Here is an 11,280-nt window from a genome sequence, read left to right as displayed (position 1 = left end):
CCCATCGCACGAGGAGCACCCGTGACGTCCGTCCCCGATCCGCTCACCGCCCGCCGGACCTGGCGGAACGAACTGGCGCACGCCTTCGAGGTCCTGCTGGGCGGACCGCTCGACGCGTTCCCCGCGGAGGGCGGGTACGCGTGCTACCACTGGGACGACCTGGGACAGTACGACGCCCTCACGGGCCTCCTCGGCGGCCGGGTGGACCTGGCCGCCGTCGCGCGGGGCGGACCGGTGACCGGTGACCACGAGGCGGAAGGGGACCCGTCCGGCCGGGACCGGTGGAGCTACGACCTGGGCCGGTCGGTGTGGCTGTTCGAGGCGGACGCACTGGGCGCCGACGGCCCCTTCGGGCAGGCCACCGGACCGGCCCTGAGGGCGGTCTCGCTCCCCGCCCCGGACTCGGAACGGGCCGTCCACGGCGCGGACTTCGCACGGGTGCTCGCCGAACGGGACGGCGGTCCGGCCGGGATCGACGAGGCGGAGCTGACCGGCCGGACGACGCTGCTCGCCCGGATCGGCACCGACGGGACGCTGTTCGGGGCGATGCGCGCCGCCACCGGGACCCTGGGCGGGCCGGACGGCCTCACCGGGTTCCAGAAGGGCGTCGAGGTGGCGCCGGAGTGGGAGGAGGAACTGCGCCGGGTCCCGGACGCGCGGCTGCGCGACCACCTCCGGATGCTGTCCCTGGCCGAGGAGGACGCCCGGTGCGACGGCGCGTACTACCTCGGCCCCGGCCGGTGCTCCGGTGACTTCGACTGGATCGCCGCCCTGCCCGGTCACCAGGCGGTGGCCGGCTGGGAGTTCGGCGAGGGACAGGCGTCCTCGGCCGTCTTCAGGACCGGCTGAACCGTTGACCGGGGAACCGTCGGCCAGCCACTGGCCGGGGGAGCCGTCGACCGGCTGAACCGCCGGCGGGGGCCCAGGACCGGGTGGCCGGAGACCGGTGGGCCGGTCATCGGCCCGGGTGGGCACACGCACGGGTACGGGGCGGGCCCCTCGGCCCGGCTCCCGGCTCCCGGCTCCTCACCCCTCCCGCCGGGGCGACGCGGCCCCCCGGAACACCGGCCGGGCCCAGTCCGGCGGCTCCGGCAGCGGTCCGGGCGCCTCGGCGGAGACCGGGGCGGCGGGGCCGGGCACGGGAACGGGGACGGCGCCCCCCGCGGCGGTGCGCAGCGCGGCGACGAAGGCGAGGCAGGAGTCGTAGCGGTCCTCGGGGCGCTTGGCGAGGGCCTTCGCGAGGACGGCGTCCACCGCGGCGGGCACCCCGGGGCGGCGGGTGCTCAGCGCGGGCGGTTCGTCGTACTGGTGGGCCCAGAGCAGCGCCATGTCGTCGTCGCGCCGGAAGGGCGGTCCGCCGGTGAGCGTCTCGTACACCACGCAGCCGAGGCTGTACACGTCGCAGCGGCCGTCCACGGGCCGTCCCGAGATCTGCTCGGGCGCCACGTAGTCGAGGGTGCCGACGAACTGGCCGACGGTGGTGAAGCCGGTCAGGGAGAGGGACTTCTTGGTGAGTCCGAAGTCGGTGAGGTACACGTGCTCGGGGTGGTCGCTGTCGGTGCCCCGGGCGACGAGGATGTTGCCGGGCTTGACGTCCCGGTGCACCAGGCCGTGGTCATGGGCCGCGTCCAGCGCGGAGGCGACCTGCGCGGCGACCCGGACGGCGGTGTCCAGCGGGAGCCGTCCGCCGGCGTCGTCCCCGGCGCCGGACCGGTCCGCCCGCGAGTCGAGGAGGTGCCGCAGGTCGAGCCCCTCGACGTAGCGCATCGCGATGTAGAGCACGCCGTCGGCCTCGCCCGCCTCGAACACCGGCACGATGTGCGGGTGGTCGATCGCGGCGGCGACCCTCGACTCATGGGTGAAGCGGCGCCGGAAGGTGTCGTTGCGGGCCAGTTCGGGGGCGAGGAGCTTGAGCGCGACGGTGCGGTCGAGCCGGAGGTCACGGGCCCGGTAGACGACGGCCATGCCTCCCCGGCCGATCTCGCCCTCCACCCGGTACCCGGCCACCTGGCTGCCCACCAGCCCCGAAGGGCGCCCCGCGTGCCCGTTGGGCTCGCCGCCGGTCGCGTCCGGGCTCACGGCGGGTCACCGCCCGGGGGCCGGTGGGCGGGCCGGGCGACCGGCCGGGTGACGGGCCGGGTGCGTTCCCCGGCGTCGGTCGGCCGGGCCGGGCCGGGGCTCGTGTCCGGGTCGCCGCCCCGGTCCGGCTCCGGCTCGGACTCCGGCACCGGCCCCACCGCCGCTCCGGTTTCCGTCTCCGCCCGCGCCCGCGCTCCGGTTTCCGGCTCCGGCTCCGGCTCCGGCTCCGGCGCGAACTCCGGGTACTCCTCCGGGGTGACCACCCGGGTCGGCGGATGCGCGGGACCGGCCCCGGGGGGCGGCGCCACGGCGGTCGGGTCCCGTCCGCTCCCGGCCCGCCCGTCCTCCCTACCCGGCCGCTCCGGCCGCTCCGGCCACTGCGGACCGGTTCCGGACGGGCCGGACGGGCCGGTTCCGGACGGACCGGTGGTGTCCGCGCGCGCCGCCCGGTCCGTCGCGAAGCCGCTGATCCGCCGTCCGTCGCAGTGCACCCAGCGCTCGTGGTCGGCGTCGTAGAGCCACAGGGACTCCCCGTCGACGACGACGCCCACCCGCAGCCCCCGGGTGTTCCGCTGGAACCCCTCGGTGTCGAGGGTGCCGTCCGCGAGTTCCGCGACGGCGGCCCGGTAGCGGGTGACGGCCTCCTCCGCGCGGGCCAGCAGCGGACGCGGGTCGGCCGTACGGGCGGTGGGGCTCCCGGCCTCCGGCGGCGGTCCGGGCACGGCGACGAGGAGGCGGCCGTCGACCCAGGCGGTCCAGCCGTTGGCGCACACCACCCGGCCCCAGTCCCCGAGCCGGTCGGTGAGCCGCACCGGCAGCAGCGCGTCCAGCGGGGCGGAGGGCCGCGCCGGGTCCGGGACCTCCCAGGTGGGCAGACCGCCCGGCGGGACGACATGGGTGGGACGGAACTCGGCGGTGGTCACGGGCGGCTCCCTCGCGGTGCCTCGGGGGCGGGACGCGCGCAGCGCCCCGGCGACGGGATCAGGTGCGCGTCACCACGGGTTCCTGACGGCGCAGCAACCGGGAGACGGCGAACAGGAAGACGAGGGACAGCACCACCAGCATCGCCATGTCGAGCAGCCAGGTGCCGGGCTCGTGCCGGAACAGGGCGTCGGCGGTCGACTCCCCGGGCACGATCCGCGCCAGGCCGATGGTGGACGCCATCGCGGCGAACGCCCACCGGGCGGGCACCAGCCAGGAGAACTGCTGGACACCGGGGGTGGCGAGTTCGAGGAGGGCGCCGCAGAACACCACCTGCACGATCGCGATCAGCACCAGGAGCGGCATCGTCACCTCCTCCTTGGAGACCAGCGCGGAGACCAGCAGCCCCAGCGTCATCGCGGTGAACGCGAGCAGCGCGACCGCGAGGGTGATCTCCACCAGGGGTGGCAGGAACACCCCCGAGCCGCCCGGCGCGCCGAGGTCGACGCCGAGCAGGGCGACCAGGGTCAGCACCACGGCCTGGAGCACGGTGACGGTGCCGAGGACGATGACCTTCGAGGCCAGGTAGGCCGACCGGGACAGCCCGACGGCGCGTTCCCTGCGGTAGATGGCGCGTTCCTTGACGAGTTCGCGGACCGCGTTGGCGGCGCCGGTGAGGACCCCGCCGACGCACAGGATGAGCAGTGCGTCCATGGCGGACTTCGCGGTCAGCGCGCCGCCCGCGAGGGCGCGGGCCATCACGCCCATCACGAAGGGCAGCGCGATCATGATGATGAGGAAGGTGCGGTCGGCGCTGAGCGCGGCGGCGTAGCGCCGGACCAGGGTGGCGGTCTGGACGCGCCAGGTCTGGGGTTTGGGGGGCGGGGGCGCGGCGGCCCGGGCCGAGGGCGGGGCCACCGGGCGGGCGAGGGCCTCGGTGACGTACCGGTGGTGGTGGGCGGAGGCCCGGTACTCGCCCTCCCAGTCACGGTCGGGTTCGGTGTCGAACGCCTCGAACGCGGCGGGCCACTGGTCGTGGCCGAGGAAGGCGAGGGCCTCGTCCGGGGGCCCGAAGTAGGCGACGCGCCCGCCCGGCGCCAGGACCAGCAGCCGGTCGCACACGTCGAGGCTGAGCACGCTGTGGGTGACGACGATGACGGTGCGGCCGTCGTCGGCGAGGCCGCGCAGCATGTGCATCACCGAGCGGTCCATGCCGGGGTCGAGACCCGAGGTGGGTTCGTCCAGGAACAGCAGGGACGGCTTGGTGAGGAGTTCCAGGGCGACGCTGACGCGTTTGCGCTGGCCGCCGGAGAGGCTGTGGATGGGCTGGTCGGCCCGCTGGTCGAGGCCGAGTTCGCGGAGCACCTCGTCGACCCGGGCGCGGCGCTCGTCCTCGGCGGTGTCCTGGGGGAAGCGCAGCCGGGCGGCGTAGCCGAGGGCGCGCCGCACGGTGAGCTGGACGTGCAGGATGTCGTCCTGGGGGACGAGCCCGATCCGGCCGCGCAGTTCGGCGTAGTCGCGGTACAGGTCGCGGCCGTCGTAGAGCACGGTGCCCCGGTCGGCGGGGCGCAGTCCGGTCAGGGCGTTGAGCAGGGTGGACTTGCCCGCGCCGCTCGGTCCGACGACGGCCAGCAGGCACTTCTGGCCGACCGGGAAGGTCACTCCGTCGAGGAGGGTGCGGCGGCCGTGGTCCACGGTGACGGTGAGGTCCTGGGCGTCGAGGGAGACCTCACCGGTGTCGACGTACTCCTGGAGTTCGTCGCCGACCAGGCAGAACGCCGAGTGTCCGACGCCGACGATGTCCCCGGGGAGCACGGCGGCGCGGGTCACGGGACGGCCGTTGAGGTAGGTGCCGTTGTGGCTGCCGAGGTCCACGATCTCGTAGGTGGCGGCCGGTCCCGTGCGCAGTTCCGCGTGGTGGCGGGAGACGACGAGGTCGTCCACGACGAGGTCGTTGTCCCGGGCCCGGCCGATGCGGACGGTGCGCACCGGCAGCGGACGCACGGTGGTCGGCTGTTTGAAGGTGCCGGTGGCCGCGGGCCCGTACACCCCGGAGGGCCGGTCCGGCGCGGGGGGCGTCCCGGGCCGGGGGCCCGTGCCGGGGGCCTCGCCGGGGCCCGGTGCCACCGGTGCGGGTCCGGGGGACGCTGCGGGCCCCGGCCCCGGCCCCGGCCGTGCGCCGGTCGGGGCCGCACCCCCGGCCGGGCCCGTTCCGTTCCTCCGGCCCGTTCCGCGCGTCGGAGGGACGGTCCGGCCTGCCGGTCCCGCTCCATCCGCCGGTCCCGCTCCATCGGCCGGATCGGCGCCGTCCGGCCGGTCCGCGCCGCCCGTCCCGCCCGTGACCACGGGCGGCGGTGGCGGTGGAGGGCCGGAGTGCGGCGGGGGCGGTGTGGTGCCCGGGAACACCCGGGTGGCTCCGGGTGGCGGGGCGGGGGCTTCCGGTTCCGGGGCGGCCAGCAGCGCGCGGGGGCCGTCCGCCGCGCTGCCGAAGCGCAGGACGCTGCCGGGGCCGACGCCCCACTCGTGGACGCGACAGCCGTCCGCGAAGGTGCCGTTGGTGCTGTTCTCGTCCGCGACGGTCCAGTGGCCGGACTCCGGGCGCAGGACGGCGTGGTGCCAGGAGACCCGGGCGTCGTCGAGGACGATGTCGCTCTCCGGGTCCCGTCCCACGTGGTAGTCGTGGTCGGGGGTCAGCACCGTCGTACCCGTGTCCGTCTCCACGACGAGCGCGGGCGCAGTCGGCACTCCCGGCCGCTCCGCCATGTCTGGATTCTATCCGCGCGGGCCGTCCGCCGCCCCGGCTGGCGGCCCGGCGGGGGCTCCCGGCCCGGTGTCCCCGCCCGTGGGGCTCAGTCCCGGCCGTAGACGGCCAGCCCGACCGGCACCCCCGGGTCCACCGCCCCGAGGACGGCGTCCGCGACCTCCGGGCCGGGCGCCCCGTAGACCTCGACGAGGTGGAGCCGGTCGCCGAGGGCGGCGGCGGTCCGGGCGGCGGCGTCCGCGTCGGGGACCGCCACGATCGTGATGCGTCCGCCGTCCGCCTTCTTCCGTACGGTCCGGTCCCGCTCGGGGTCGGCGCCGTCCTGGACGACCAGGAACGCGTCGTCCAGCGCTTCCCCCGCCTCGAAGCGGTCCTTGTAGGCGGCGATCGGCGTCAGCGACTCGAAGCCGTAGTAGACCGCGCCCACCCGGGCCCGGCCGCCGACCGCCCGGACGGTCGCCGCGTGCCACCGGGCGCCGAAGCTCCCGCACAGTTCGACGAGGTCGACGCCGTCCTCGACGAGCCGTGCGGCGAGGGCGACGGCCTGCTCCGGAGCGGTGACCGCCCGGACCCTGACCCGTCCGCCCGGACCGGTGACGTCGAGGAGGTCCACGGCGGGATCGCCGCCCTCGGCCTCGTAGACGACGACCCGTTCGCGTGACCCGGTGCTGACGGACATGGCGGTCTCCCCTCCGTTGGAACGGCGCCGGAGCGCGCCGCCGGGACCATCCTGCGACCTCGACCGAGGTCGAGGTCAACTCCCTTTGGCCGCAGTCGGGGAGACGCCGCGTCAGCGGTCGGCCGCGAGCCGTTCCACCGTGCGCGCGACGGGCCGCACCCCGTCCTCGGCGGCGAGCCGCCCGGCGAGGGTCCGCGCGGCGGCCCGGTACGGCGCGTCCCCGGCGGTGGCACGGCGAAGGGCGGCGGCCAGCCGGTCCTCGGTGAGCCGCCGCAGGGGCACCGCCTCCGGGGCGACGCCCAGCGCGGTCTGCCGCGCGGCCCAGAACGCGGCGTCGAACTGGACGGGCACCGGCACCGAGGGCACCCCCGAGCGCAGCGCCGCCGCCGTGGTCCCGGCGCCCGCGTGGTGGACGATCGCCGCCATCCCGGGGAAGAGCGCGGAGTGCGGCAGTTCCCCGACCGTGAGGACGTCGTCCCCGGCCAGGTCGCCGTCCGTACCGAGCCCGCTCCAGCCCCGCTGGACCACCCCGCGCAGCCCCGCCGCGCGCAGCGCCCGCACCACGGTCCGGCTGAGCCGTTCCGGGTCGGGCACGGTGGCGCTGCCGAGGCCGACGTAGACGGGTGGCGGACCGGCCGCGAGGAACTCCCGCACCTCGTCGGGGAGTCGGTACCCGGGCGGGTCGTGGGGCCACCAGTAACCGTCGACGGTCAGCCCGGGCCGCCAGTCGCGTGGACGGGGGACCACGAGCGGGCTGAAACCGTGGTGGACGGCCAGCCCCCGGCGCTCCCGGGCCCGCCGGGCGGCGCGGGTGCCCACCCCGGGGGCGCCCAGCCGGTCGCGCACCGCGCGGGCGGTGGCCGCGAAGAGGTGGTCGACGCCCGCCGTCACCAGCTGACCCGCGAGCCGGTTGCCGAGCGGGCCGAAGGAACCGGCGGCGAGCACCGGCGGGGCGAACTCCCGGGTAGGGGCGAGGGGTTGGAGGTGCAGTTCGGCGGCGGGCAGCCCGAACCCGTCGGCGACGGCATGGCCCAGCGGGGCCAGCGCCGGGGCCAGCAGCAGGACGTCGTGCCCCTCGGCGGCACCCGTCAGTCCGTCGGCGAACTCCCCCACCCGGTCGTGGAAGAGGGCGTAGAGCCTGCGCAACTTGCCGAGTCCGCTGGTGGCGCGGTGCAGTCCCTGTCCGGCGGCGGAGGCGAGTTCGGCGCGGGGGTCGAACGGGAGGGCGTGGAAGCCGAGTCCGGCCGCGCTCGCGAGCGGCGCGAACCGTTCGTGGGTCACCAGGGTGACCTCGTGCCCGGCCCGGACCAGCCCGTGGCCGAGTCCGGTGAAGGGGGCGACGTCGCCCCGGGAACCCGCCGTCATCACCGCTACCCGCACGGGTTCAGTATGGCGGAGGAGGGGCCCGGGGACGGTTGCGGCGGGCCGGTCACCGCGCACGACCGGCCACGACGGGCGTGCGGACGCACCACCCGGGCGCCTGGCGCCGGTCGGGACGGGGCGCACGGCCCGGCACCGGTCAGCGCCCGGTGCGGGCCCGGTGCGGGCCCGGCGACACGGGACGGGTGACAGGGACCAGCCGGTTCGGGACGGGCGACCGCGCGGCCCGGCACCGGTCGGCGCACGGGACCGTCAGCGCACGGAACCGGCCCCGGTGGTCGTGGACGGCACCGCGCCGGGCAGCCAGGTGACGACGAGCGCGAGGCCCGCGAGCGTCAGGTTCCGGGTCGCGGCGGCCAGCCCGTTCCACTGGGAGGACTGCCACATCGCGAACCACTCCCCGCCGATCGCGATGAACCCGAGCCCGAACAGCAGGACGACCATCACCAGACCGAACGATCCGGTACGGCGGGCCCGGGCGAAGTCGGAGGGGTCCGTTCCGCGCCGGGCGAGCGCGCGCGTCCACTGCCAGCCGGACACCAGCAGGACCAGGGCGGCCAAGGTCTCCCAGACGATGATGGCGACGTACGCGAGGTCGGCGAGGGCGTGCGACTCGACGGCCCGCCACATCAGGTCCTCGTCCTTGAAGGTGGTGTCCATCGCGAGGACGTGCCGGACGAACTGCTGGTTGGTGCCGAAGTCGGTGATGTTGCCGAAGGCGACGAGCGCCATGTACACCGCGACGGTCACCGTGAACGCGGCGGCGGCGAACGGCAGCCCGCCCAGCACCCCGGCGCGCCCCGCCGTCCCCCCGTCGGTCGCCCCGGCCCGCTCCGCTCCGCCGTTCTTCGTCACGTCGTCCTCCCCGTTCACGTACCCGTCCCTGGTGCGGACGGTCTCCCTGTGACCATGGCCCGCGCCGGGCCCTCCCAATCACGGGTGGACCGGGAGGTTCCGCGTTCCGCACCCGTGACGCGCGGGGCGCGGAACGGCGCGCGGATGCGGGAGTCGTCCGGCCGGGTGAAGCTGAAGACGGAACGACCCCTCACAGGAGGTGGGCCATGTCCATGCTGGACAAGCTCAAGAACGCGCTCAAGGGACACGGTGACCAGGTGTCCAAGGGCGTGGACAAGGCGGGCGACTACGTCGACGGGAAGACGGGGAACAAGTACCAGAGCCAGGTCGACAAGGGCCAGGAAGTGCTCAAGGACCAGCTCGGCGGCAAGGACCGGGGACAACCGCCCCAGACCTGAGCCACCTCCGGCCTCCCCGCCCGGCGCGGACGGTCCGCCCGGTCGGCCGTCTCACCAGGCCCGCCCGGTCCGGACGGTCCATGCGGTCCGGAGGACCGGGCCGTCCGGACCGTCCCGGCAGCGCGGGCCGTTCCGGGCCGTCCGGGCCGGAAGCCACGGGCCCGGGCCGGGCCCACCGCCCGGACCCGGTCACCAGGCGGGTGCCGACCCCATGGACAGCACGGGCACGGTGGCGGTGCGCCGCATCCGCAGGGCGTCCACGGACTCGGCCATCAGCTCGTACTCGGTGGTGTCGTCCTGGGCGGCGAACCGCAGCAACCGCCCCTGGGACAGTTCCTCGGCGGCCCGGGCCTGCCGGTGCGGCTCGCCGCACCAGGCCCGCAGCACGGCCGGGACGTCGGGGGTGCCGTCCGGGACGGGGGTCAGGGCGCCCGGCGGACAGACGGTGGCGCCGGGCTGGGGGTCGAGGCGGTCGGCCATCCACAGGGCGCGGTCGCGCAGCCACCACAGGGCGAGCGGAAGGGTGGGGGCGCGGTAGGTGCCGAGCGGGACGCCGACCCACTGGCCGCCGCAGACTCCGTAGGCGGTGACGTGGCACAGGAACTCGTGGTGCATGTCATCACCTCCGTGGCGACGCGTCGCGGGGATCCGGTTCGTGACGGGTGGGGCGAGGGCGTTGATGCACCCTCCTTCTCTAGTTCACGTCATGACGCAATGTCACCAACCCGATTCGGCCAGTGCACACCACCCCGGACACCGGACAACACCTCTGAGCCGCCCCTACGTCCCGGCACCCATGCCCCGCGATGGCATGAACCTGACCTAAAAACACCCACATGGGGCCGGAACACCACCGCACCGCGCCCGCTCCGCGCCCCCAGCGCGCGCCGGAGCGCTCCCCGGACGGCGCGCACGGGCGTACCGTTGGCGCCACCGGGGGTGGCGCGCCGCCCACACGAGCCCGGCGCCCCACGGGCCGAACACCCCCGCCAGGCACACGAACGGCACACGCGCGACCGGCCGAAGGACCGAACCGCCAACCCGGGGCAGCCCGACGACAGCACGGCGGGACGACCAGCGACCCACAGCCCCGAGCCGCACCCCGGGACGGCGACACGCGGACCGCAGACCGCAGACCGCAGACCGCAGACCGCAGACCGCAGACCGCAGACCGCAGACCAGGAACGAGGGCCGGGACGGATGGCGACGGACGGCGACGAGGGGCGGCGCGACCCGGAACGGCGGCCCGACACCGAAGCCGTCCGGGCGCCGGACGGGGAGCCCACCGCCACCCCTCACCCCACCGGCGGGGAACCCGCCTGCCTGCTGCACCTGGTGTGCGCGGAGTGCGGACGGCTCGCCCCGGACCCCACGGACCGGCACTGCGCACGCTGCGGCGAGGCCCTGCCGTCCTGACGCGGACACCACACGGGACGACGCGACCCCACCCCGGCGCGAGCGGCACACGGAACGGCGCACCCCTCGCCCTGACGCGAACACCGGGCGCCCCTCCCCCACCCCGACGCGAACGCGAGGCGGGATCGATCCGGGCGGCGGGCCCGAGCGGACTCCGCGCGCATGCCTCACCCAAAGAACGGACATATGGTGCGTTATGGGTGTGGGCGCCGATCTCGTGCGCCCGACCGAGGAGGCCGAGGAGGCACACACCATGTCCGAGCTGATCATCATCGGGTACGAGGACCCCGCGGTCGCCCATCAGGCGTACGAACGCGTCCAGACCCTCCAGAAGGACTTCGTCGTCGACCTCGCCGGGCTCGCGGTCGTCACCGTGGACCAGGAGGGCAAGAACCACGTCGAGACCCCCAGCAAGATCGTGGGCGTCTCGGCGGCCTCCGGCGCGCTCTGGGGCATGGTCTTCGGTCTGCTCTTCCTCGTCCCCGGCTTCGGACTGCTGGCCGGGGCCGCGTTCGGCGGACTGTTCGGCAAGCTCGGCAAGTCGGGCATCGACGAGCAGTTCCGGGGCCAGGTGCGGTCCTTGCTGAAGCCCGGCGCGGCGGCCGTGGTGATCATGGCCACGAAGATCACCGAGGACAAGTTCGCCGAGGCGATCCAGCCGTTCGGCGGGACGCTGCTGAAGACCTCGCTGTCCGCCGAGGACGAGAAGGAACTCGCCGAGCACCTGGGCACCCAGCAGTGAACCGGGCGCCCGGGCGCGGGCCCGCGGCACCGGACGGCAGGACCCCGCC

The 11,280-nt window shown here is 75.8% G+C and carries 11 protein-coding genes; 4 read left to right on the top strand and 7 right to left on the bottom strand.

Features of this window, described 5'->3' with window-relative positions:
- Window positions 1-21: 21 nt before the first annotated feature.
- Window positions 22-849, top strand: coding sequence for a hypothetical protein (locus ACVWNX_RS30605; RefSeq protein WP_454411430.1), 828 nt, complete (start codon window positions 22-24; stop codon window positions 847-849).
- Between the two features lie 177 nt (window positions 850-1,026).
- Here ACVWNX_RS30605 and ACVWNX_RS30600 read toward each other — a convergent pair whose 3' ends face one another.
- The 6 genes from ACVWNX_RS30600 to ACVWNX_RS30575 form a co-directional block, all read right to left on the bottom strand.
- A complete protein-coding gene (locus ACVWNX_RS30600; protein WP_454411429.1) occupies window positions 1,027-2,079 on the bottom strand; it encodes a serine/threonine-protein kinase in 1,053 nt (350 codons plus the stop codon).
- Complete coding sequence (locus ACVWNX_RS30595) at window positions 2,076-3,002, bottom strand: hypothetical protein (RefSeq protein ID WP_454411428.1); 927 nt, start codon at window positions 3,000-3,002, stop codon at window positions 2,076-2,078. The genes ACVWNX_RS30600 and ACVWNX_RS30595 overlap by 4 nt, the downstream gene beginning before the upstream one ends.
- A gap of 58 nt (window positions 3,003-3,060) precedes the next feature.
- Window positions 3,061-5,763: an ABC transporter ATP-binding protein/permease gene (locus ACVWNX_RS30590; RefSeq protein WP_454411427.1), complete on the bottom strand. Its 2,703-nt coding sequence runs from the start codon at window positions 5,761-5,763 to the stop codon at window positions 3,061-3,063.
- An 86-nt stretch (window positions 5,764-5,849) separates the two neighbouring features.
- The gene (locus tag ACVWNX_RS30585) at window positions 5,850-6,440 is read right to left on the bottom strand and encodes a DUF6506 family protein (RefSeq protein WP_454411426.1); all 591 of its coding nucleotides are present in this window, start codon (window positions 6,438-6,440) and stop codon (window positions 5,850-5,852) included.
- A gap of 111 nt (window positions 6,441-6,551) precedes the next feature.
- Complete coding sequence (locus ACVWNX_RS30580; RefSeq protein ID WP_454415000.1) at window positions 6,552-7,805, bottom strand: glycosyltransferase; 1,254 nt, start codon at window positions 7,803-7,805, stop codon at window positions 6,552-6,554.
- Between the two features lie 267 nt (window positions 7,806-8,072).
- Window positions 8,073-8,609, bottom strand: coding sequence for a DUF2165 domain-containing protein (locus ACVWNX_RS30575; RefSeq protein WP_454414999.1), 537 nt, complete (start codon window positions 8,607-8,609; stop codon window positions 8,073-8,075).
- Between the two features lie 272 nt (window positions 8,610-8,881).
- Between ACVWNX_RS30575 and ACVWNX_RS30570 the strand changes: the two genes are divergently transcribed.
- Window positions 8,882-9,073: an antitoxin gene (locus tag ACVWNX_RS30570; protein WP_454411425.1), complete on the top strand. Its 192-nt coding sequence runs from the start codon at window positions 8,882-8,884 to the stop codon at window positions 9,071-9,073.
- A gap of 189 nt (window positions 9,074-9,262) precedes the next feature.
- On the opposite strand, the gene ACVWNX_RS30565 is transcribed toward ACVWNX_RS30570, so the two are convergent.
- Complete coding sequence (locus ACVWNX_RS30565) at window positions 9,263-9,688, bottom strand: hypothetical protein (protein ID WP_454411424.1); 426 nt, start codon at window positions 9,686-9,688, stop codon at window positions 9,263-9,265.
- A gap of 585 nt (window positions 9,689-10,273) precedes the next feature.
- On the opposite strand from ACVWNX_RS30565, the gene ACVWNX_RS30560 reads away from it, so the two are divergent.
- Window positions 10,274-10,489: a hypothetical protein gene (locus tag ACVWNX_RS30560; protein ID WP_454411423.1), complete on the top strand. Its 216-nt coding sequence runs from the start codon at window positions 10,274-10,276 to the stop codon at window positions 10,487-10,489.
- A gap of 202 nt (window positions 10,490-10,691) precedes the next feature.
- A complete protein-coding gene (locus ACVWNX_RS30555; protein ID WP_454411422.1) occupies window positions 10,692-11,231 on the top strand; it encodes a DUF1269 domain-containing protein in 540 nt (179 codons plus the stop codon).
- Window positions 11,232-11,280 lie beyond the last annotated feature (49 nt).

This window comes from Streptomyces sp. JNUCC 64 (genome assembly GCF_054484115.1).
The sequence above is the reverse complement of the archived record's forward strand: the minus strand, read 5'-3'. Positions and strand labels throughout refer to the sequence as shown.